Origin of the sequence: Sphaerospermopsis reniformis (assembly GCF_005402885.1) — a bacterium.
GTDB lineage: Bacteria > Cyanobacteriota > Cyanobacteriia > Cyanobacteriales > Nostocaceae > Sphaerospermopsis > Sphaerospermopsis kisseleviana.
The window spans coordinates 18,440-39,859 of record NZ_BJCE01000021.1 but is presented as its reverse complement, the minus strand read 5'-3'; the positions used below and the strand labels follow the sequence as shown (position 1 = coordinate 39,859).

The window sequence follows — 21,420 nt, the reverse complement described above, 5'->3', positions numbered from 1 at the left end:
GGCTCAGTACAAGTCGCTATCAGGAGTCAGGAGTCAGGAGTTATTTATTTTGGATTTTGGATTTTGGATTTTGGATTGTTTTTGTTAACTCCAATCTAAAATCTAAAATCTAAAATCTAAAATTTTTTTCCCCAGTCACCAATCACCAATCACCAATCACCAATCACCAGTCACCATTCCCTATAATTAAAAATCATCATCAAAATCTCGATCGCGCATCATTTTCGGATCTGGTGCAAAAGCTAACCACAAAGGGAATTGTAATAAGCCTAAACTAATTTGCTCCTCAGAATCATCAATGATAATTAACGGCATTTGATTAGATTTAACTAATCTATCTGCTTTTTGGGCTAAAGCGTTAGGTGATTCAAATAATACCACACCTCTGTCTGGTCCAAAATCAGGACGACCAATACCTAAACAATCTTGTAAACCCCGTCGCCATTCGCCCAAACGTTCGGGACTATTAGCTAAAATCAGAGTACGTAGGCGATCGCCCCCGGCACTACGCTCCGCGTAATCGCCATATAATTTATGTAAAATCGAAATTGCCGCTGAAGCAATCAAAATATTCTGCAAACGACTACCCATCGTCCGCAGCGCACCCCGTCCTCCTAAGGTAAAAAACCAGTTAGATACTCTTTCAGCGTGAACAGGTTCAAAAGTGCGCCTTAACTGCCATGCAGGACCATAATAATCTGGTTGGTTGCGATATTGATCAATTAAACGGCGAATTTGTTTTGTTGTATCTTGAAACTGTTGTTGGGCAAATTGCAAAGTCTGAGACTGTTCTTCAACAGGTTTGGATTCTTTTTTCGCCTCTTTTATGGCTGGTTTTTCTCTTTCTTTTTCCCTCACAGCCGGCACCAGTTGCAATTGTTCCGCTGCGGCTGCCAAATCTTGTAAACTACCTGTGAGATAATCTTTAAAACCCTGTACCCGAATAGCCAAATCTTGAGACGTACCTGCAAAAGTCGTTCGCATTTCATTTCTAATGCGTTCTTGTCGTCGTTCTAGCTGTTCTACAGAAATTTGCAATGCCTGTTTACGTTGTTCTAACAATGAAAGGGACTCTTGCACCATTTTCGAGAGTGCTGTTTGAGTTTCGCTAACCTGTCCCTGAAGGGTTTTGTAAGTAATTTGCAGTTGAGATATTTCTGCTTTGAGTGCGGCTTCGGTTTCCTGTAACTCAGCTACTCGTTGCGCTGCTACTGCATATAGTGAATTAAATTCTGATTCTGATTCCAGGAATTTATTATCTATTTTTTCTACTGTTTCTACTGTTTTTGACGTTTGTGTTTCTGTGTTCATCATTGCAGACTCTACATCAACTTCCTTTGCTGATGGTTGTGCTGGAGTTGATGTTTCTGTCTCTAATGGTGAATCATCCGATAAATTTGCTGATATTTCCGCCTGTTTTTCATCTGTGGAAATTTCATGCGGCGTTTCTTCCCACCAGTCATCTATCGGTTTTGGAGTTTGGGATTCCTCTGGGTTCATAAATAGGATTGTAATTATTAACGCGACTAAATTATAGCCATAGTACGGGCGTTTTTCGGGCAACCACGGGGGGTTTGCCCCTACGGACTCCTGACTCCTGCTATAGTTATCAGTTATCAGTCTACCAACCGTTGACTATTCATATTCTGGGACAACGTTCTTCTAAGCAAGATTTTAAGGTCTTGGGGTCAAATAAAATCGGTAAAAAGTGAATGCTGTTGATTTCTTTAAAGTAAAACAAAATGGGAACTCTATCCCAGAAAATCCGCCAGTTTTGCCATTCTCGGTAAGGAAAACGCCGAATTAACTTTTCACCCCGGTAAAGATCAAAATCAGTAGCAGTAAATTGAAATCGCAAGGTTACAGCTTGCAACATTAAAAATAATCCTAGCAGTGCGATCGCTCCTCCAACCCAAGGTTGCAAAAGCAGTAGGGGAATAGAACCAAGCACCAACACAATAGGGATATTGTAACTTGGCTTGAGTTCCACCGTAGATAGGGCGTTAGGTACTGATGAAGTAGTCATAATTTTAGGGAATAGGGAATAGGGAATAGGGAATAGGGAATAGGGAATAGGGAATACGGAATACGGAATAGGGAATAGGGAATAGGGAATCAGGGGAGATAGGGAGGTTGCTAACCCAATCACCAATCACCAATCACCAATCACCAATCACTAGTCATCATCAGAGTCCAGGAGTGAATCCCCCACCTGTTCCCTGAAACATTAACCATGATAGAAAAAAGTTGCTAATAAAAATAATCAGCAGGGCGGTAACAACGGCAGTTGTGGTTGATTGTCCCACACCTTTCGCTCCTCCTGTGGTGGTTAAACCCCAACTGCAACCAATAATAGCAATTAAAACGCCAAAGCAGCCTGCTTTAATCATGGCGCTAACGATGTCCCAAATATCCAAGAAGTTACGGGCTGAGTCTAAAAATACTGTATCTGAGAGGTTGTAAATATTGATGGCAACTATTAGTCCCCCACCCATGCCAGTAACTAAGGATAACAAGGTTAAGATAGGCAGCATTAATAAACAAGCCAGGATACGAGGAATAACTAAATAATCAATGGGGTCTGTTTTTAACATCAACAGGGCATCTATTTGTTCTGTAACCCGCATTGTGCCAATTTCAGCGGCAAATGCAGAACCAACTCGCCCGGCTAAAATCACTGCTGTTAGCACTGGTGTCAGTTCTCTGGTTAAGGCTACTGCTAATACTCCCCCAACTAAGTTTCCTGCGCCAAAGTTGATAAACTCCCGTGCTACCTGTATTGTAAATACTGCACCTACAAAAACGGCCGTCAATAAGGCGATAAACAGGGAATCTGGACCGACGGCGGCTAGTTGTTCTAAGGTATTACGGCGATGGATTTTGCCTTTCATCAGGTGAACTATCACTTGTCCACCTAAAAAAATCGCTGCTAGTAATCGCTGGGTCCATGCACCTAAACCGGATTTGGATATAGTCTGGCTCAATGTTTTCTATCTAACTCAGTGAATGCTTTAAGAATAGCGAAAGTTATTGGTTTTTTGTCATTAGTCATTAGTCATTAGTCATTAGTTATTTTTCCCAATCCCCAGTCCCCAATCCCCAAACATTAACTTAGTTTAAAGATTCTCTCAGAAAATTAAGCAGCTTATTTTGCTTGATTAAATATGTTACGACGTTGTTAAACGCCAAAAATCTTGATATATCAGGTATTTTACCCTTTGGAAGCCATCAACATAGCCTCATCACTTGAGGGTTATATTAACTTTTCTTTTAATGAAAACTTAAGATTTTTGACAAATTAACTTTTCAGGAGCGATCGCACGTATTGTAGAAATTAACGTACTGCTTCTTGGCTATCATTCACCTTACTCTTGGAGATTGCCTGATTATGAATCTTTTTACCAACTTTCTCCGATCTTTCTTGCTTACTACTGTTTTCAGTTTTATTGCTCCGATATTCTTGGTGGGCGGTATATTAATCTGTTTATGCCTTTTTGGCTTTGTCCCCGGTTTGCAAGGACTAACTGAAGAAGTACCCGCTCAGATTTTGCATTTTCTGGCTACTTTTGGTACTGGTAGTCCTATCAATGGCTTATTTGTTATCAGTCTTACTTTCGGTTTTGTGGGTGGGCTTTTTGATATCTATGCTTATTATCGGTATCAAATACTGCGTATTGATTCCTAAGTAACTCAGAAAGTTAGATAACGTCTCTCTTTGATTTAATGACAATTAACAACTAAATTAACTTTCTTATAAACAAATCTGCTGCTATCCCTGACTTTAACTATTTTTTGGCATAGCTCAGTTATTGCTGTGATTTTTTGTAAGTAAGGTTTTTTAGTCATTAGTCGCTTGTGACTAATAACTCTGCATTATGCTGTTAAATTGTGCTGTAAAAAAAGATAGATGTATGAGCAACTGTATAATTGCTGTACTGTTACCAACTTAGATTGTGTTTTGGAAATGGTGATTTTTGACAATCACGCAACAAACCAGTACAGAGTTTGGTTGAGAATGGAACATTTAAAGAAATATTCCTTTATTAAGAAATATAGCAAACAACACTATAAACCAAATCTAAAAATTTCCTTAAAATTTAAATAGCTTCATACTTGCTGGTTTAATCTTCTGAAAAGAGTCGAAGAGGTCATCTGACCGCTGGACAATTTATATTAAATCTATTAACTGATTAGATTACTCATGATCTGGCCGTTTAAACCCAAGTTTCGTAAACAAATTGCTCGGATTGAAATAACTGGTGCGATCGCCAGTGCTACCCGCAAACGAGTGTTAGAAGCCCTAAAAACAGTAGAAGAGAAAAAATTTCCCGCTTTACTGCTGCGTATTGATAGCCCTGGGGGTACTGTAGGAGATTCCCAAGAAATATACAGCGCCTTGAAGCGATTGAGCAAAAAAACCAAAATCGTAGCGAGTTTTGGCAATATATCGGCTTCTGGAGGCGTTTATATTGGCATGGGAGCGGAACACATTATGGCTAACCCAGGCACAATTACAGGTAGTATCGGCGTGATTTTACGGGGAAACAACTTAGAACGTCTGTTAGAAAAAGTAGGTGTTTCCTTTAAGGTGATCAAGTCTGGACCTTATAAAGATATATTATCTTTTGACAGGGAACTGACAGAACCAGAAGAAAACATCCTGCAAGAATTGATAGATGTCAGCTATCAGCAGTTTGTAGAGACAGTAGCACAGGCTCGTTCCTTGGAGGTAGAAACAGTTAAAAATTTCGCTGATGGGCGCATTTTCACCGGAGAACAAGCCTTAGAATTAGGGGTTGTAGACCGTTTGGGAACAGAAGAAGATGCACGACGCTGGACAGCGGAATTAGTCGGACTTGATCCAGAAAAAACTCCTTGTTATACGCTAGAAGAACGTAAACCATTATTGAGTCGAGTTCTACCAGGTAGTAGTCAGTCGAAATCACAAATTGCGGCTGGAATTGATTGGCTGGAATTTGAAATGTCTACAAGTGGTTTACCCTTGTGGTTATATAGACCGTAGATTAATTGTCAATAGTCACTAGTTACCAGTCTGTGTACTGATGACTAATGACTAGTGACTAATAACTCATGACTAATTCAGGAGGACTTTGGAAGTGGAATGGCAAATGCGGGCAATTCGTGGTGCAACAACCGTTGCCGAAAATAGCGTAGAATCAATTACAGAAGCGGTGACAGAATTAATTAATGAACTGGAACGACGGAATAAACTAGAACCAACAGAAATTTTAAGTGTTACTTTTTCTGTCACCCGTGACTTAGATGCTATTTTCCCAGCAGCGATCGCCCGCCGTCGTCCTTTATGGGATAGTGTAGCTATGTTGGATGTCCAACAAATGCACGTCGAAGGCAGTTTACAGCGTTGTATCCGCTTTTTAATTCACGCCTATTTGCCAACTTCCGCCCCCGTTCACCACATTTATTTGCGTCAAGCGGCTAAATTGCGTCCAGATTGGGGTTTACCGCAAACTTTACAAACTTCTCAGCACCCGCTAGAAACTAAAGTTTAAAATATAGCAGAATTTAGGAGTCAGGAGTCAGGAGTCAGGAGTCAGGAGTCAGGAGTAAAATTCACTTGATATCACAACAGACAAGTCGCTTAGGACATCACTTGATGATCAAACCTACATACCTAAAGACTTTTCACACTGTCACCTGTCACCTGTTTCCTGTAACTTGCCATATATGAATAATTTAACAATCAAAATTGAAAAGTTATTAGATACTGATTTTGAGGAACTGATCAAAGTTAGTCGAGAAATTTGGTGTAGTCACTATCCCGGCGTTATCAGTATTGAACAAATAGAGTATATGTTAGATAAAATGTATGCTCTTGAAATAATTGAAAAAGAAATTTATCAGCTAGGAATATTTTATGATAAAGTCGTTAAAGATAATCAAATAGTTGGTTATTTATCTTATGGTGCGGAAGTAAAAGATAATCTTAATCATATTAATTGTTTGAAATTACATAAATGTTATTTATTACCTGCACTGCATGGGTTTGGTTATGGACAAATAATGTTATCTCATGTTTGTCAAAAAGCTAAAGATATGAATTTGCAGAAAATTATACTCAATGTTAATAAAAGGAATGTAAAAGGAATTAAAGCTTATACTCGATTTGGGTTTAAGATTATTGAGAGTAAAGTAATAGATTTTGGTGGTGGGTTTGTGATGGATGATTATATTATGGGTTATGATATTTAAGAGATAGGAAATAACCAATAATTCAGAGAATGTTTTTATCAAATACAACTATTGGTTGCATTGTCTAAGCTGTTGTGCAGCTAAATCATCTATAAATGATTCACGTTCATCTTCATCCATTCCATGCCAATTTTTACCCTTTTTCCATGTTGCAAGAAGAAAATAAATGATGTGTAATTATGGAGATGATTTTTTAATAACTAAAGTTCTAGCAATCTTATCATGTAAACCTTGTCTTTTTTCTGTAAAAAAAGCCATAATAAAACCTATCAATAATATTAAACCAGAAATACTTTTACTCCAAAATCTTACATTTGCCTGACCAAACTTTAACCGCATATTAGAGATATTAGTAACTTTTAAACCTAACATCATTTTGCCCAAAGTTGCTTGTAAATGAGAACTTTCAAAACAGGTAAAATATAGCCATTTACCAATAAAACCAAAACTAGGTATGATAAAAGCAAATAAAGGTTCTGTTGGATCATTGAAAGAATGAAGAAATAATATCATAGCAATTAATTCTCCAAAAACTCCTCCTATGGTAGTTAATGATGTAAAAATTAAAGAATATCCAAAAGCACCAACATTATTGATGGTATAGTCTGGTAATAAAGGGAAAAAATTAAAAAATATTTTCCACCATAAAGATATAGTAATAGTTAAAATCAGAATATCCATACAGTAAGCTAATAAACGCAACCAAAAACTTCCATATTTAAAATTACTGGTTTGATGAAATTCAGGTTTAAAAGAACCATCAATTACACTAATACAATTTAATATTTCCTGCGTATCTTTAGGACGATTTCCTGGAAATGGAGACATTAAATAATCAATCAAATCTCCTACACCCGGAGAAATACCCACAGCATGATTTCGCCAAATTAGCTTTCCATTTCGTGCATCTTCATGAAAATTATCAGGAGACTTACCTGTTAACAAATAAACAAAAGTCCGCCCCAAAGCAAAAAAATCTGATTGCGGAACAGCTTTACCATTTACTTGTTCCGATGGTGTATAACCTGCGGAAATAATTCCTGTCACTTGCTGTCCTGCTACCTTCTTCATGAAAGTTTGTGTAACTTCCCGTGCTGTCCCAAAATCAATTAATACTAACTGCCCATTGGGGCGTAACATAATATTAGGTGGCTTAATATCTCGATGAAAATAATTTTGTTGATGGACTTGTTGTAAAATTTCAACTATCTGTTTCAACCATCTTACAGCAGCACGTTCACCGATGGGTTGATGGTTACGTTGAATCATGTATTGTTCTAAGTTCATTCCCTCAATTTTTTCCATCACCAAACAATGCAGGGGTTCTTTAGCATCTCTAGGAAAATAAATAAAGTAACCATCTGATTCAACTTTAGGAATACCGGGATGGTTGAGTCGTTTTAACACTTCCGCTTCTTGCTGAAATAGTTCCACCGCTTTAGGAACTGTATTAAACAGAACCTTGAGAACTTTCTTTGCACCAGAGTCTTCCACTTCATAGGTTTTACCGAAACCACCACCACCCAAAGGACGAATGACTCGATAACACCCCTCTAAAAGTAACTCAGAACCACAAGCTTGACAAAATAAGGGTTGTTTGGGGTTTTGTGGTTTGGGACAGCTAGGATTGATACAGTAGCTCATGCACTGCTACAGGATAGGTTTTTGATACTTACCAATTATAAGCATATAGCAATCCTATCTGATGTGTAAACTATTATTTCAATTCCTATAATATTTCCAACTTCGTCATAGTCTAAAATGATTCCTGGTTTTTCTTCATCACTTTCTTCAATTTCTGCATTACTAAAGATAATCCTTAAAACGTCAACTTCTGAGTCATAAGTAATTTTCATGATTCGCTCCAGTATTTCTCAATTTTGCTAGTTCTGTAAGAAGCTTCTAAGCTATCATTAATCTCTTTAGTAGCTATTTTCTGTTATTGTCTACTTATTGAGTTGGGCGGAAATAATTCATAAAAGTTTATTAATGCTCTCGATAAACATTGTAAATTTGGATTTTAATTTAAGATTACTTTTTACCACCCATAAAAATAAATATACTGTAGCGACTATGCCAAAACGCATACTTGTAGAAGTAAATAGTTGGTTTAAGAGAGATAGAATTGTCCGTAATTTAGAACTTTTTCAAGATGTTATTGTTATTTCTCTTTGCGTAGGTTTATTTTGTGTGATGCTCATCAGATTAGGAGATATGTTTATCTCCTTTTTGCATCCATTAGATTTGCGGGAAGTAACATCTGATATTTTGTTTATCTTGATACTTGTGGAATTATTTAGGCTTTTGGTTGATTATCTGCAAGAACATAGTATTTCTGTAGGTGCTGCGGTAGAAATTACTATTGTTTCTGCGTTAAGAGAAATTATTTTACGTGGTGTGTTAGAAATTCCCCGTGACCAAATTTTTGGAATTTCTGTATTTTTGTTGGTACTAGCAGGAATTTTTATTGCTAGTCCTTGGATAAATAAGTTATTTGGAAACGTCAACATTAGTGAAAAAATGAGTGAAGATTAAGGATTTTATTGACTTTAAAAGTGAAGATCAAGGATGTCATTTACTTTAAATAATTAGGGCGGGCAAGATGCCCACCCCACAAGATTTGATTGAGAAATACAGGAATTTAATTTCAGCGATAGGTAAGTATTCAGCCCTCAGTAATCAGCTATTATCTGGGATTTATAAGCCCCCTCAAAATACTGAAAAATTAGCCTGAAAAGGAGTTTTAGCTGACTGCTGATAGCTGAATGCTTACAACAATAGTTAAGGCAGAATAAACCCATACTTTCTAAATACAGCTTTAGCTTTATCACTAGCTAAAAACTGAGAAAAATTCTTAGCTGTATCAACGTTTTTACTGCGTTTGAGTATGGCTAAGGGATAAATAATTGGAGAATGATATTTTTCGTCAGCCGCAACGACAACTTTGACTTTATTAGAAATTTTGGCATCAGTAGAATACACTAAACCCGCATCAGCATTGCCACTTTCTACAAATGATAAAACTTGACGCACATTGTTAGCAAAAACCAGTTTTGATTTGATATGATCCCAAATTTTCAATTTCTGTAATACTTGTTGTGCATATTGCCCTGCGGGTACGCTTCTAGGTTCACCAATAGCTACTTTTTTGACTCTTGTATCTTTGAAATTGTAAAAACTACTAATACCAGAAATATTACCTGGTACAACTAAAACTAGGCGATTTTTAGCAATGATGGTACGACTACCAGGAAGTAAAAGATTTTTTTGTTCTAAAGCATCTACCTGTCTTTTTGCCGCAGATATAAAAACATCCACTGGCGCACCTTGTTCTATTTGTTGCTGTAAAGCACCAGAGCTACCAAAGTTGTAAGTAATGTTGATGTTGGGGTTGGTTTGTTGGTATAGGGGCTTAATTTCTTCTAGAGCCTCTTGTAAACTTGCAGCGGCAGATACCAGTAAGTTGGTATTAGACTGTGCTACTACAGGGGCGGAAGTAAGGGTTGGTATACCAATTGCTATCAGCATTGTGGTTAAGGCTGTAGCAATTAATATCATTAATCGTCTTCTTTTCACGGAAAAAAGTGTTTTTGAGAAATTTTCTTTCATAATAATTGACACTCCGTGGAGTATTGGCAATGCTACCAAATTTTTACCATGTAAGTTGGTAAATATTTACATATCTATATTCTATTTTTTGTATACTACAATACTTTTTTCCCTTTAAGGTTGGTATAAGGTGTTTATACCAACTTAGTTGGTTGAGCAAAAAATACCCCAATGTTAATACTTTTATAGTTTTTCTACTGACACAAACAAAAGTAATGAATATGTCACATGATAAAGATTTTTTAATTACCTTACATGAGTTTCTTTATCCTATTAATAGGTATTACGGTCAGTTCAAACCAGAGTACATAACTTTTAATGCCAATTTACAAGAATTTTCCCAGCGAGTGAACTATATATGTAATTTACAGACTAACGGCAAGCTTTCTCCAGAGGATGCTTACACTCAAATTCAAAGGCTATGGAAGCAGTTAAAACTGTCTAAAAAGCAGCTAAATCTTTAAACAACAAATGATTTTTTGGGTTGAATATTGCGATGAATATTGCAATTTAAACTTTAACTTTTACAACTAAATATCTAATTATTTTATTACTTCCAACGGGTAAATGCTGCGGTATTTATCACGGATACAGGTGTGAACTTTTATTTAAGTTGGTATAGCAAGTTTACCAACCAATTTGGTAAAATTTTTTGATTTTCATGTGTGAGGTATATGTCTAGTTTTGTACAAAATTCCTTTTGGATAGCTCCTTTACTGGTTGCGGGAAGTACAATGGGTGTGATGGCTCAAACTCCGACTCCAGAAACAGAAAATACTTTAGAGCAGGTAACATCAGTTTCCCAACTTGCTGATGTGCAACCTACAGACTGGGCTTTTCAAGCTTTGCAATCTTTAGTAGAGAGATATGGTTGTATTGCTGGATACCCTAACAGTACCTTCCGGGGTAATCGAGCTATGACTCGCTATGAGTTTGCTGCTGGTTTAAATGCTTGTCTGAACAGGGTTCAAGAATTAATTGCCACAAGTACGGCTGATGCTGTGAAAAAGGAAGATTTAGAAACTCTGCAAAAATTACAACAAGAATATGCTGATGGATTAGTAGAATTGCGGGGAAGATTGGATGGTTTAGAAAGTCGGACTGCGGTGTTAGAAAGTGAGCAATTTTCCACAACTACTAAATTAAGTGGTGATGTAATTTTCACAGTGGGTAGTGTATTTGGTGGAGATAGACCACTGAACTCTGACCAATGGCGCACAGGTGCAGCACGCAGCAGTTTACAAGATAATACCATCTTTTCTGATCGGGTGCGGTTAATTTTTGATACCAGTTTTAGTGGTAAAGACCGCTTACGACTCATATTAAAAGCTAACAATACTATTGCTTTTAACGGTGCTGTTTCTGGTACACAAATGACCCGTTTGGGTTGGGATACCACTGTTAATGCTAATAACACCGTAGAAGTTGGTAAATTGTTCTACAACTTTCCGGTAGGTGATAAAGTCAATGTGACTGTGGATGCTATTGGTGGTTCATTTTTTGACAATTTCAATACTGTTAACCCTTTATTGTCAGCCGCTACAACTGGTGCATTATCTCGGTTTGGTCGCTTTTCACCTATTTACCGTGCTAGTAATACTGGTTTAGCTAGTGGTAGAGGTGCTGGTGTAAGTGCGGTTTTTAAACTGAGTGATAAAATTACTTTTTCTGGTGGTTATTTAGCGAGAAATGCTGATAACCCGGATGAAAGTCGGGGTTTGTTTGATGGTACTTATGGTGCTTTAGCACAGTTAGCTTTCCAACCTAATCAAAATTTGACTTTGGCTTTAGCCTATGCCCATTCTTATTTTAGTGGTGCTGTGGCTGGAGATGTGAGTGTTTCTGGTGCGGAGGGTAGCGTTTTTGCTAATAGTCCTTTTGGTGGTGGTGTTGCTACTTCTGCTAATCATTATGGGTTACAAACGAGCTATCGTTTTAGTCCCCAATTTGTACTTTCTGGCTGGGTGGGTTATACTCAGGCGATCGCAGAAAATAATGCCACAAATGTCAACAGAGGGGATACAGCAGACATTTGGAACTGGGCGGTAACTTTAGGTTTACCCGATTTAGGTAAAAAAGGTAACTTGGCAGGAATTATTTTTGGTCAACCGCCAAAAGTCACCAGTAATGATTTTGGTCCAGCAGTTCCCACTGCAACCAGTCCCCGACGTTTAGATAGTGATACTTCCTACCATTTAGAGGCACTATACCGTTATCAAGTGAATAGTAATCTCTCCATTACTCCTGGTTTAATAGTGATTTTCAACCCAGAACATAACAGCAATAACGACACCATTTATACAGGAGTGATTCGCACCACATTCCGATTTTAAGTAAAGGTGACAGGTCAACATAATTAGGGTTTGCTGAAAAAGTTTTGTCGTGATGACAGGTGACAGGTGACAGTTTCAAGAGTTGGATGGGAACGATTTTTCCTTTGAGTAGGAATTAAATGCAAGGTTTTTAAGTTTCTACCTCGTAAAAGCTTGCACTTTTTTAACTTCCAGCAGGCTAAGACCCTTTACCTGTAATCTTTTCATCTTTATTCAGCAAGCCCTAATTAAACATAAAATGTTGAGGAGCTAGATCGCCGACTTCTCTGAGAAATCGGGGATCTGGATAGACCTACTTATCAGTTATCAGGAGTTCAAGGAGTTAGAAATAGGACTTAGCAAAAACTCTCCCAAACTCCTATTCCTCTGTGTTCTCTGTGCTAGGAGTTGTTAATTCTTTTGTGACTTGTGCGTAAATCCTAGAGTTTTTTATTAGTATATAAGCATTATTTTTAACTTTTTTGCATCAACTACACAGAGATTATTATAAAATAGCAAGACTTACGCAAAATAGAACGAAAGTAGGGGTAATTCATGAGTAGGGGTAATTCATGAATTATCCCTACGCAAGAATCAGGTTTTTAGTACAATCTTGCGTAAGTCCTAAATCGTTACTAGACTATAATTTGCTAGATTTGAGATTTTTGTTAATTGCGATACCATAAACTACTAATTTTTCGATGAAATACGAGATAGTTTTTTAGATTTGGGAGTAGAAACTAAATCCAGTATCATCAAAAAATCTAAAATTCCGGTATGGTGTGAAAATCAACAGAGGAGTGAAATAATGGATTTACGCCAAGATGCCTTGCAAATCCTCAAAGAAACCAGTAGAACTTTTTATATACCCATCAGTATTTTACCGTCAGGATTGCAAGAAGCTGTAGCATCAGCTTACTTATGTATGCGTGCCATTGATGAAATTGAAGATCATCCAGAATTGGATAATGCTACAAAAGCGCATTTGTTACACAACATTAGCCAGACGTTGCAAGCTGGGGTTGATGGTTTTGCGGTGGATGCTTTTGCTGTAGGATTTAAAGGTTACGAAAATTCTTTAGCAGAAGTGAGTCTACGGGTGAGAGAATGGTCAATACTAGCACCTGAGAGTATTGCCCCTCGCATTTGGGATGCAACAGCAGCAATGGCTGATAGGATGGCTTATTGGGCAGAAAGAAATTGGAAAATAGAAACCGAATCTGATTTAGATCGTTACACATTTGGGGTGGCAGGTGCGGTGGGCTTGTTACTCTCAGATTTATGGTCATGGTACGATGGCACAGAAACTAACCGTACTCAGGCGATCGCTTTTGGTAGAGGTTTACAAGCTGTAAATATTTTACGTAATAATGCTGAAGATTTAACCCGTGGTGTAGACTTTTTCCCAGAAGGTTGGCATTACGAACATCTACAAAAATATGCTCGTCGTAATCTGTCCTTAGCTGATAGTTATACTAACTCTCTCCCGCCAGGACCTGCTTTGCAGTTCTGTCAAATTCCTTTGGCTTTAGCTCACGGTACACTGGAGGCGTTAGCCAATGGTAAAGAAAAACTCAGCCGTAGTGATGTTTATGCTTTGATTGAAAATTTCATTGATGTCAATGTCATAGCTGGTTAAATTGGCAGCATCCCAATTTTGAAAAAATAACCGCCGCTACACCAAAAACTCTCCGAAACCCTCTTACCTTTGTGTACTTTGTGTCCTTTGCGGTTCAATCAAAAAAAATAAACTTACACATTTGGGATGCTCCCGTTAAATTTAATCAACTTTTTATCAATTGATAATTGACAATTCTCAATTGTCAATTATTAAATAACACTTCCCGCACCAAAGCAGCCAACTTATCAGCACTATCGGGAGTTGCGATCGCTTTTGCTTTCTCTCCCATCTTGGCTAAATCTGCTGGAGATTGCAACAAATCTAAAACCTGCTGTTGCAAAATTTCTGGTGTCAACTCAGACTGCTGAAAACTCAACGCCGCACCAACTTCAGTAAACACCGCTGCATTAAAAGACTGATGATCTTCCGCCGCAAAAGGATAAGGAATTAAAATTGCTGGTGTACCACACACCGCCAACTCGGTTAAACTCCCCGCACCAGAACGACTAATAGCTAAATTAGCCCGTCGTAACAAAGCCGCCATATTATCGTAAAATGGTAATGATATATACTGGGGATGTTGTAAACTAGCCGCCTCTGGATCGCGATCGCCTGTTAAATGTACAATATAAGCACCAGCATCAAACCAAGCCGGAGCAGACTGGCGCACCAACTGATTCACCGCTACCGCACCTTGACTACCGCCAAAAACCACAATTAAAGGCGCACCATCAGGGATAGGTAAATCTAAATTTTCTGCAATTTCCTGAGCCAAAAATTGCGATCGCACAGGAGTACCCACACAGACAGTTTTAACACCAGGCGAATACTTAGCAGCCACATCAAAACCCACAGCCACCGCACTGCACCAAGGTCCAAAAAATCGTGTCACCTTACCAGGTAAAGCATTAGATTCATGAAAAACCACAGGTAAACCCAAAGAACGAGCCGCAATCACCGCAGGACCAGCAATATAACCGCCAGTAGTAAATAATCCGTGGAAATTTCCTTGTTTAAGAATGCGTCTCACCTGCAAAATTCCACCAATGAGTTTAAACAGGATACCCACAGAGGCAAGACTTAAACCTTGTTGAAACCCTTCCACAGCAATGGTATGCAAAGGATATTGGCTAGGTACAAGCTGAGTTTCCAGTCTATTGGGGACACCAAGCCATTCAATTTCATATTCTTGTAATTTATCAGCTAATGCGATCGCCGGAAACAAATGTCCACCAGTCCCACTAGCAGCTATGAGTAATTTTAACCGTGCGTTTGGCATTGAAACCTATATTTCCTAAAACCATCGAAATATATCATAGTTATGCAATTAATTTACCCGGAGTCATCCGAATTAACAAAACTGCAAAAACCTTGATTAGCATAGTGATAGCTGTCACCACTACTGACAACCATTTAACAATGAAACCGCCTTACTTTTAACATATCCATTACAATCAAGGTAGCGCCAAACATTCTACTTCATGCGGTTGTTGATAAATACAGCAGATTACATATCAATGAGGTACAGAATCTCATTTGAAACCTAGACATAAATAGAGTTTTACTCCTGACTCCTGACTCCTGTAAGGGCGAAGCATTCGGAAGATAACCTTTTCATAAAATTGATAATTTATCGCCCGAATGCTTCGCCCCTACTTCGCCCCTAAGACTCCTGACTCCTGCTGTAAATTCCTGACCTTCTGTGAGTAAATCAGTAAACTATAATCAATGACTAATATTATTGCTTTATTAATGAACCACAACAAAACATTAACTGGCAGTATTTCCCTGTTGTCCTGCCTACTGACACTGAATTTAACCAGTAATGGGCAAATTGCTCAAGCTGCTCAACCGGAAAATGCACCCCCAGCACTAAAAAACCTCCTCACACAAATTGACACAGCCTCTAGTCGGGGTGATATTAAAGGCGTAATGCAATTTTACAGCCCCAAATTCACTCATGGCGATGGATTAAACCGCCAAACAATGGAACAAGCTTTAAAATCTTTCTGGCAGCGATATCCTCAACTACGATACAGCACTAGACTAAAATCTTGGAAATCAGAAGGCAAAACCATCATTGCAGAAACAGTCACCACAATCACAGGTTTACCATCTTCTAACCGTAATAATCTAACTCTCAATGCTACCATTACATCCCGTCAGCGCATAGCAGGTACAGAAATCCTGCACCAAGAGATTTTATCCGAACGCACCCAGCTTACCTCCGGCAACCAACCACCCCAAGTAGAAATTAAATTACCACAACAGGTAAAAGTTGGTCAGAAATATAGCTTTGATGCTATTGTCCAAGAACCATTAGGTAATGATTTCCTATTGGGAAGTGCTATGGAAGAAACCATCCAACCCAGCAAATATCTCAACCCCACACCAGTAAATTTAGAATTACTCTCTGCTGGAGGACTATTTAAAACCGGAACTGCACCATCTACCCCTGGACAACAATGGATTTCTGCGGTCATCCTGCGTAATGATGGCATGACAATGATTACTCAGCGTCTCAAAGTTGTGAAAAAATAGGATTGGTGATTGGGGAAGAGGTGATTGGTGATTGGGGAGAATAAGATACTGCTTCTTGCCTTCTGCCTTCGTTAAGACAATTTTGCCCTTCACCTTTCTCCATTGACTTAAGTCAACAACAAGTCCAAAATCCTATTTAATAAGATATTTTTCTGGTCAAAATTTGTTTGATTAAAGTAGTTAAAAAAACAAAATGCAAGGACTAGAGACTAGAGAAAAATCAAAAGGATTACCGATTCGTTATTTAAGACATGACCAAGCTTAAACTATTACCGTCCATCAGGATTCCATTTTTCCAGAGCTATGTATTCGTTCTGCACCAAATCTAAAGGTTGGATGACACCAGTAGAACTGGAAACTTTAAACCAATAAACCGGACTGGTAGTTTTATCTGGATGATTTTCAAACACTCTCACTATATAAAAAGGTCTATCGGTAGTAGGAGAACTTTCAACAAGTGCGGACAAACGAATACTGCCTTTAGAAAGACTTTCAATCTCTTTGGCTTTGCGTTGTACTTGTGGCAGATTCCAGACAGAATTGAAGGCTGTTTGTTTGTCTATTGTGATAATGTGAGCAGTAACTTTGACAACGGCTGTTTTTTTTGCTTTTGCTGACTCTAAAGATGGTGAATCAAGTACACTTTGGTAATGATAATTGTGATAAAGATTATTGATTGTCAATCCTCCTATCAACCCGGTTATAAATACAGCAATTAAATGGTAATAGGTGTATTTTTTGTCCGGGTAATAGCTGACTTTTTTTTGAGGGTAATAGGTGTATTGTTTGTCCGGGTAATAGCTAAATTTTTTCCTATGAAAATAGGCTAATTGACTTTGAGGAGAATAGGTTAATTGTTTTTTCGTATTACCTCTAAGCATAGAGATGCACCTCCGTAATTGTGTAATTTTTATTCCTGTTTAACTATGATACCAGGGGTTGTACCCCCTATGTCTAGTCCTGACAAGAATACAGATTTTGTTGTACTTAGACTACTGGAATTTACGGCATAAAGTTTTAACCTTTTCTCTAGCTACAGGAGGATAAACCTTGGTGATCCCCACTCATACCATCCTATAGCTAATCTGAAATTTGTGGGTGAAAGTCCTGATACAGACAGCAATGCTCCCCACTGATATCTTCTCCAGTTACAGACTTCAAAGGCAAAAATTTTTTTGTCTCATACCTCTGAATCTATTAAAATCTATGGTGAATTGGGTCTAAACTCTAAAAAACAGCTATTACCTGTGACTATGACTAAACAAACCAATATAATGATCGTTTTCGATATTGATGGTGTAATTCGTGATGTTAGCGGTTCTTATCGTCGCGCTTTAGCAGATACTGTAGAGCATTTTACTCATCAAGTCTATCGTCCCACAGATGTAGATATTGATAATCTCAAATCTGAGGGAATTTGGAATAATGATTGGGAAGGTTCTCAAGAATTAATTTACCGTTACTTTGTGAGTCAGGGAAAAAATAGAGAAGAATTAGCATTAAATTATGAAGATATAGTTGTCTATTTTCAATCTCGTTATCGCGGAACAGATTCAGAAAATTGGAATGGTTATATTTGTGATGAACCTTTATTGTTACAAGCTAGTTATTTAGAAGCACTAACACAAGCTGGTATTGATTGGGGATTTTTTAGCGGTGCTACTCGCGGTTCTGCTAACTATATTTTAGAAAGACGTTTGGGTTTAAAATCTCCGGTTTTAATTGCGATGGAAGATGCACCGGGTAAACCTGATCCGACGGGTTTATTTGCAACTATTGATTTATTAGAAAATGGTGGTGAGAAAAAGCAAACTGTGATTTATGTGGGTGATACAGTTGCAGATATGCACACCGTTGAAAAAGCCAAGATTTTAGATAATTCTCGTACTTGGGTAGGTGTGGGAGTTTTACCACCTCATGTTCAGGGAACGGTAGCACGTCAAGAAGCTTATACTGAAACAATGATTAAAGCAGGTGCAAAGGTAGTGTTTAGTAATGTGCAGGAATTGACACCGGATGAAATTTTGGGGTGGGAAATATAATCATCTGCAATTTAATGTTTTCAGATGAATTAGACTTCTCCGAAAAAGATGTAGGGACAATTCATGAATTGTCCCTACCAAGAGTTTCAGATAATGCATATTTAATTTTCGGAGATGTCTATTGCTTCTTGACTCCCTCCAATTCCTTTGTTTATAGATAAAGGAGACTAGTCTTCTACATGATAGTATCTAGGGTTTGAATAAATGACAATTGAGTTTTCTGTCCAGTTCATATTTGTCATTTATTATCTTGAGTATTTAATAAGGTAAGCTAAAAATATGATAATATGAAAAATAAATTTTGGTAATAAAAATGGACAAAAATATAATGTTTGTTTCTTTGCCTTTACTTGGACATACTAATCAAATGATAGCCATGGCTACCGAACTTGTTCAACGAGGATATCAAGTCCGATTTGTTATTTCTGAAAGTGCTAAGAATTGGGTATCTAAAACTGGTGCTGAATTTATTCCTTGGCAAATAAAATCAAATGAAACAACGAATAATAACAATCATAAAACAGAAGATTTCTGGAAGGATATTTCTCAAGAAAAAAGTACCTTACGTGGTGAACAGATGATGTTGAAACGCTTGATTAGTTCCTATCGTCCGATGTATGAAAATTTGATTCCTATTTTTAATAAGTATCAACCTGATCTGTTAATTATTGATCGTGCTGCTATTCCAGCCATGGATTTAGCTCAAAAGATGAACATACCATATATTATCCAAAGTAGATTTTTAGGTAATTTTGTCAAGACTAATGATCAATATCCCCGGTTCGGTACATCTTATTCTATAACAATGAATGTATGGCAACGCTTCTTTAATTTTATTAGACCAACTTTACTAATTCCTTATCTTGCGCCTACGGCAATTAAACTGAATAAAATTCGTCAGGAGTGTGCTGGAAATAAAAAATTAGATGATCCTTTTGACAAAAAACCAATCATAGTGGGTACAGATTTTGCTTTTGAAATTTCACGACCATTACCTCCTTGGGTAAAAATGGTTGGACCAATTTTGCCAAAAACACCTGAACCTATAGATTCTTCTTTAAGTCAATGGTTGGAAGATGATCCAGAAGGTAAGGGAATAATATATGTTGCGTTTGGTACTCTTGCAAATATAGAACAGTGGCAATGTCAAGAATTAGTAGCAGGACTAGAAAAAACTGGGTTAAAAGTTCTCTGGTCTTTACCAAAACAACAACAGAATATTCTTACAAATTTACCATCTTCATTTCGTGTAGAAGATTTTGTTCCCCAGCAAGCTGTTCTTTCTCATCCAAATGTTCGAGTATTTGTTAGTCATTGTGGAATGAATAGTATTAACGAAGCTCTTTATTCGGCAAAGCCAATATTAGCTTTACCTTTTTTTGGAGATCAACACTACAATGCAGCACGTATTGTAGATATAGGAGTTGGTCTGAAGTTGAACAAACAAAAGTTTAATCGTTCTCAGGTAATTGAAAAAATTAATACTTTGCTAATGAGTTCAACTTATACAGAAGTTGCAAACCGTATATCTGTAATTCTGAAAAATACCGGAGGTCTAAACAAAGCAGCAGATATTGTAGAAAAAATGCTCCTGGAAGAAGTAAATTCTCTCATGAGATAGCATCAAAAATATAATTTTGTGTTATCTATTAACATCAGCTAAAACAGGTTTACCTGTAGATATAGCCTGTTCGACAATATCAATTGCTCGCTTAACTCCTCCCGCTTTTTGAATTGCAGCTTGCAACCTCAAAGCATTCTTCTTATAAGATTCTTCCGTGAGGACTTTTGTAATCGCTTTCCGCAAATTATTCACATTCACTTTCTTCACAGGAATAGCTTCCCCACATCCTGACCAAACTATTCTAGATGCTACTCCCGGTTGATCATTAGCAATGGGAATTGCTACCATTGGTACACCATTTGTTAAACATTCCAATGTAGTATTTAGTCCTGCATGGGTAATGGTGAGATTGGCTTTTTCTAATAGTTGTAACTGGGGTGCATAACGCACTACTAAAGGATTTCCTGGTAGTCCTTGGAGAACTTGAGGATCGGCTGAACCACCTAAAGAAATAACTAATTGTGCATCTAAATCTTTGCAAGCTGCGGCAATAGTTTGAAAAACTGGTAATAAACGATTTTGCAAAGTTCCCAATGAGGCATAAATTAATGGTTGTCCGGTTAATTTATCAAAGGGAAAATCAACAACTTCCCGACCTGTGGAATTATGATATGGCCCTGTAAAATGAAACCACTGGGGTAATTCTTTTCTGGGAAATTCTAATTCTGCTGGTTGTTGACTTATTTGTGCTAATGGAGAATAACGATTATTAACTTGAGAGTATGCAGGTAAATTGTTTTCTTGACGATAGCTATCTATTAATTCTGTAATCGGTTGAGTTGCTTTATTTAATAATTTATAACCTAATTTATTACGCAGTATTCCCCACCATGTCGGGTTATAATTCCAATTTGTCATAAATGGGGGAACGCTGGGTTCTCGATTTAAAACTACTGCACTACAAATAGTAATAAAAGGCATCCCACAAATTTCAGCAATAGTACCACCTTCTGCAAAAGTCTGATCTATTAGTAGTGCTTCTATACCTGCATCTTTGACAATTTTGGGGATGTCTCTGATTTTGATGTTGATTTGTTCTTTAAAGAGTTTGATTGTGTATTTTAGTGCTTCCTGTCCACTTAATTCACCTAATTTAGCCAAAGCTTCTGCTGTTGAACCTGGGGGACATTCTGTTTCACCCATGACTTGAAATTCTAACCCTGCTGCTTGTGCTTTGGGTTGTGCATCAGGAACACCTATCAGGGTAACACGGTGGCCACGTTGTTGTAATTCTTTGCCTAATGGTAACATGGTGTTCCAATGACCAGTGGATGCTGGGCAAATTAAGCAGTAATGAGTCATGTTATAGTTTTTTGGTAAATTACAATGTTTTATACCAGAAAACAGCACCACAAGTCAAAAATATAGCTATTTTCTATAAAAAATCCTGTTACTAATTTGAAAACTTTATAAAACTTATGTTTAATGAGCAAAAACATC

Annotated in this window: 20 protein-coding genes; 11 read left to right on the top strand and 9 right to left on the bottom strand. The window is 37.5% G+C overall.

Annotation, left to right across the window (positions count from 1 at the left end):
* Positions 1 to 186: 186 nt before the first annotated feature.
* The 3 genes from FFR48_RS05225 to FFR48_RS05215 form a co-directional block, all read right to left on the bottom strand.
* Positions 187 to 1,500, bottom strand: a complete 1,314-nt coding sequence (locus tag FFR48_RS05225; protein ID WP_137666595.1) for a DUF3086 domain-containing protein — start codon at positions 1,498 to 1,500, stop codon at positions 187 to 189.
* Between the two features lie 139 nt (positions 1,501 to 1,639).
* Positions 1,640 to 2,026: a DUF3119 family protein gene (locus FFR48_RS05220; RefSeq protein ID WP_096567830.1), complete on the bottom strand. Its 387-nt coding sequence runs from the start codon at positions 2,024 to 2,026 to the stop codon at positions 1,640 to 1,642.
* Between the two features lie 160 nt (positions 2,027 to 2,186).
* Positions 2,187 to 2,984, bottom strand: a complete 798-nt coding sequence (locus tag FFR48_RS05215) for an MlaE family lipid ABC transporter permease subunit (protein ID WP_137666594.1) — start codon at positions 2,982 to 2,984, stop codon at positions 2,187 to 2,189.
* Between the two features lie 404 nt (positions 2,985 to 3,388).
* Here FFR48_RS05215 and FFR48_RS05210 point away from each other — a divergent pair, with 404 nt between their 5' ends.
* The 4 genes from FFR48_RS05210 (at position 3,389) to FFR48_RS05195 (ending at position 6,231) form a co-directional block, all read left to right on the top strand.
* Complete coding sequence (locus FFR48_RS05210; protein WP_096567826.1) at positions 3,389 to 3,685, top strand: hypothetical protein; 297 nt, start codon at positions 3,389 to 3,391, stop codon at positions 3,683 to 3,685.
* Positions 3,686 to 4,201: 516 nt separating this feature from the next.
* Positions 4,202 to 5,023 carry a signal peptide peptidase SppA gene (sppA, locus tag FFR48_RS05205; RefSeq protein ID WP_096567824.1) on the top strand — a complete coding sequence of 274 codons (822 nt, stop codon included), beginning with the start codon at positions 4,202 to 4,204 and terminating at the stop codon, positions 5,021 to 5,023.
* 94 nt (positions 5,024 to 5,117) lie between these two features.
* A complete protein-coding gene (gene aroH / locus FFR48_RS05200) occupies positions 5,118 to 5,531 on the top strand; it encodes a chorismate mutase (RefSeq protein WP_137666593.1) in 414 nt (137 codons plus the stop codon).
* Between the two features lie 175 nt (positions 5,532 to 5,706).
* Positions 5,707 to 6,231 carry a GNAT family N-acetyltransferase gene (locus FFR48_RS05195; protein ID WP_137666592.1) on the top strand — a complete coding sequence of 175 codons (525 nt, stop codon included), beginning with the start codon at positions 5,707 to 5,709 and terminating at the stop codon, positions 6,229 to 6,231.
* A gap of 177 nt (positions 6,232 to 6,408) precedes the next feature.
* Here the strand turns inward: FFR48_RS05195 and FFR48_RS05190 are convergent, their stop codons facing one another.
* Together FFR48_RS05190 and FFR48_RS05185 are read right to left on the bottom strand one after the other, a co-directional pair.
* Positions 6,409 to 7,875, bottom strand: coding sequence for a protein kinase domain-containing protein (locus FFR48_RS05190; RefSeq protein WP_137666591.1), 1,467 nt, complete (start codon positions 7,873 to 7,875; stop codon positions 6,409 to 6,411).
* Positions 7,876 to 7,910: 35 nt separating this feature from the next.
* On the bottom strand, positions 7,911 to 8,087 hold the full coding sequence (locus FFR48_RS05185; protein ID WP_096567816.1) for a DUF2283 domain-containing protein: 177 nt from the start codon (positions 8,085 to 8,087) through the stop codon (positions 7,911 to 7,913).
* A 217-nt stretch (positions 8,088 to 8,304) separates the two neighbouring features.
* Between FFR48_RS05185 and FFR48_RS05180 the strand changes: the two genes are divergently transcribed.
* Positions 8,305 to 8,766, top strand: coding sequence for a phosphate-starvation-inducible PsiE family protein (locus tag FFR48_RS05180; protein ID WP_096567814.1), 462 nt, complete (start codon positions 8,305 to 8,307; stop codon positions 8,764 to 8,766).
* Positions 8,767 to 9,012: 246 nt separating this feature from the next.
* Here FFR48_RS05180 and modA read toward each other — a convergent pair whose 3' ends face one another.
* Positions 9,013 to 9,807, bottom strand: coding sequence for a molybdate ABC transporter substrate-binding protein (gene modA, locus FFR48_RS05175; protein ID WP_137666600.1), 795 nt, complete (start codon positions 9,805 to 9,807; stop codon positions 9,013 to 9,015).
* A gap of 254 nt (positions 9,808 to 10,061) precedes the next feature.
* On the opposite strand from modA, the gene FFR48_RS05170 reads away from it, so the two are divergent.
* From FFR48_RS05170 to FFR48_RS05160, 3 genes are all read left to right on the top strand, one after another.
* Positions 10,062 to 10,304 carry a DUF7219 family protein gene (locus tag FFR48_RS05170; RefSeq protein ID WP_137666590.1) on the top strand — a complete coding sequence of 81 codons (243 nt, stop codon included), beginning with the start codon at positions 10,062 to 10,064 and terminating at the stop codon, positions 10,302 to 10,304.
* Between the two features lie 210 nt (positions 10,305 to 10,514).
* The gene (locus FFR48_RS05165) at positions 10,515 to 12,173 is read left to right on the top strand and encodes an iron uptake porin (RefSeq protein ID WP_137666589.1); all 1,659 of its coding nucleotides are present in this window, start codon (positions 10,515 to 10,517) and stop codon (positions 12,171 to 12,173) included.
* Positions 12,174 to 12,960: 787 nt separating this feature from the next.
* Positions 12,961 to 13,791 (top strand): squalene/phytoene synthase family protein, encoded by an 831-nt coding sequence (locus FFR48_RS05160; RefSeq protein WP_137666588.1) that lies wholly within the window; start codon positions 12,961 to 12,963, stop codon positions 13,789 to 13,791.
* 184 nt (positions 13,792 to 13,975) lie between these two features.
* On the opposite strand, the gene murG is transcribed toward FFR48_RS05160, so the two are convergent.
* On the bottom strand, positions 13,976 to 15,052 hold the full coding sequence (murG, locus tag FFR48_RS05155) for an undecaprenyldiphospho-muramoylpentapeptide beta-N-acetylglucosaminyltransferase (protein ID WP_137666587.1): 1,077 nt from the start codon (positions 15,050 to 15,052) through the stop codon (positions 13,976 to 13,978).
* A gap of 449 nt (positions 15,053 to 15,501) precedes the next feature.
* Here murG and FFR48_RS05150 point away from each other — a divergent pair, with 449 nt between their 5' ends.
* Positions 15,502 to 16,314: a DUF8623 domain-containing protein gene (locus FFR48_RS05150; RefSeq protein ID WP_137666586.1), complete on the top strand. Its 813-nt coding sequence runs from the start codon at positions 15,502 to 15,504 to the stop codon at positions 16,312 to 16,314.
* A gap of 269 nt (positions 16,315 to 16,583) precedes the next feature.
* Here FFR48_RS05150 and FFR48_RS05145 read toward each other — a convergent pair whose 3' ends face one another.
* On the bottom strand, positions 16,584 to 17,195 hold the full coding sequence (locus tag FFR48_RS05145; RefSeq protein WP_199291192.1) for a hypothetical protein: 612 nt from the start codon (positions 17,193 to 17,195) through the stop codon (positions 16,584 to 16,586).
* A gap of 372 nt (positions 17,196 to 17,567) precedes the next feature.
* Here FFR48_RS05145 and FFR48_RS05140 point away from each other — a divergent pair, with 372 nt between their 5' ends.
* A complete protein-coding gene (locus FFR48_RS05140; RefSeq protein ID WP_137666585.1) occupies positions 17,568 to 18,356 on the top strand; it encodes a TIGR01548 family HAD-type hydrolase in 789 nt (262 codons plus the stop codon).
* 313 nt (positions 18,357 to 18,669) lie between these two features.
* Complete coding sequence (locus FFR48_RS05135) at positions 18,670 to 19,977, top strand: glycosyltransferase (RefSeq protein ID WP_137666584.1); 1,308 nt, start codon at positions 18,670 to 18,672, stop codon at positions 19,975 to 19,977.
* A gap of 21 nt (positions 19,978 to 19,998) precedes the next feature.
* Here the strand turns inward: FFR48_RS05135 and FFR48_RS05130 are convergent, their stop codons facing one another.
* Positions 19,999 to 21,282 carry a glycosyltransferase gene (locus tag FFR48_RS05130; RefSeq protein ID WP_137666583.1) on the bottom strand — a complete coding sequence of 428 codons (1,284 nt, stop codon included), beginning with the start codon at positions 21,280 to 21,282 and terminating at the stop codon, positions 19,999 to 20,001.
* Between the last annotated feature and the right edge of the window lie 138 nt (positions 21,283 to 21,420).

Excerpts from the sequence above, each read along its gene's own strand:
- FFR48_RS05225 (WP_137666595.1), bottom strand. The coding sequence starts at position 1,500 with ATGAACCCAGAGGAATCCCAAACTCCAAAACCGATAGATGACTGGTGG.
- FFR48_RS05220 (WP_096567830.1), bottom strand. The coding sequence starts at position 2,026 with ATGACTACTTCATCAGTACCTAACGCCCTATCTACGGTGGAACTCAAG.
- FFR48_RS05210 (WP_096567826.1), top strand. The coding sequence starts at position 3,389 with ATGAATCTTTTTACCAACTTTCTCCGATCTTTCTTGCTTACTACTGTT.
- sppA (WP_096567824.1), top strand. The coding sequence starts at position 4,202 with ATGATCTGGCCGTTTAAACCCAAGTTTCGTAAACAAATTGCTCGGATT.
- FFR48_RS05195 (WP_137666592.1), top strand. The coding sequence starts at position 5,707 with ATGAATAATTTAACAATCAAAATTGAAAAGTTATTAGATACTGATTTT.
- FFR48_RS05190 (WP_137666591.1), bottom strand. The coding sequence starts at position 7,875 with ATGAGCTACTGTATCAATCCTAGCTGTCCCAAACCACAAAACCCCAAA.
- FFR48_RS05185 (WP_096567816.1), bottom strand. The coding sequence starts at position 8,087 with ATGAAAATTACTTATGACTCAGAAGTTGACGTTTTAAGGATTATCTTT.
- FFR48_RS05180 (WP_096567814.1), top strand. The coding sequence starts at position 8,305 with ATGCCAAAACGCATACTTGTAGAAGTAAATAGTTGGTTTAAGAGAGAT.
- FFR48_RS05170 (WP_137666590.1), top strand. The coding sequence starts at position 10,062 with ATGTCACATGATAAAGATTTTTTAATTACCTTACATGAGTTTCTTTAT.
- FFR48_RS05165 (WP_137666589.1), top strand. The coding sequence starts at position 10,515 with ATGTCTAGTTTTGTACAAAATTCCTTTTGGATAGCTCCTTTACTGGTT.
- FFR48_RS05160 (WP_137666588.1), top strand. The coding sequence starts at position 12,961 with ATGGATTTACGCCAAGATGCCTTGCAAATCCTCAAAGAAACCAGTAGA.
- murG (WP_137666587.1), bottom strand. The coding sequence starts at position 15,052 with ATGCCAAACGCACGGTTAAAATTACTCATAGCTGCTAGTGGGACTGGT.
- FFR48_RS05150 (WP_137666586.1), top strand. The coding sequence starts at position 15,502 with ATGACTAATATTATTGCTTTATTAATGAACCACAACAAAACATTAACT.
- FFR48_RS05145 (WP_199291192.1), bottom strand. The coding sequence starts at position 17,195 with ATGCTTAGAGGTAATACGAAAAAACAATTAACCTATTCTCCTCAAAGT.
- FFR48_RS05140 (WP_137666585.1), top strand. The coding sequence starts at position 17,568 with ATGACTAAACAAACCAATATAATGATCGTTTTCGATATTGATGGTGTA.
- FFR48_RS05135 (WP_137666584.1), top strand. The coding sequence starts at position 18,670 with ATGGACAAAAATATAATGTTTGTTTCTTTGCCTTTACTTGGACATACT.
- FFR48_RS05130 (WP_137666583.1), bottom strand. The coding sequence starts at position 21,282 with ATGACTCATTACTGCTTAATTTGCCCAGCATCCACTGGTCATTGGAAC.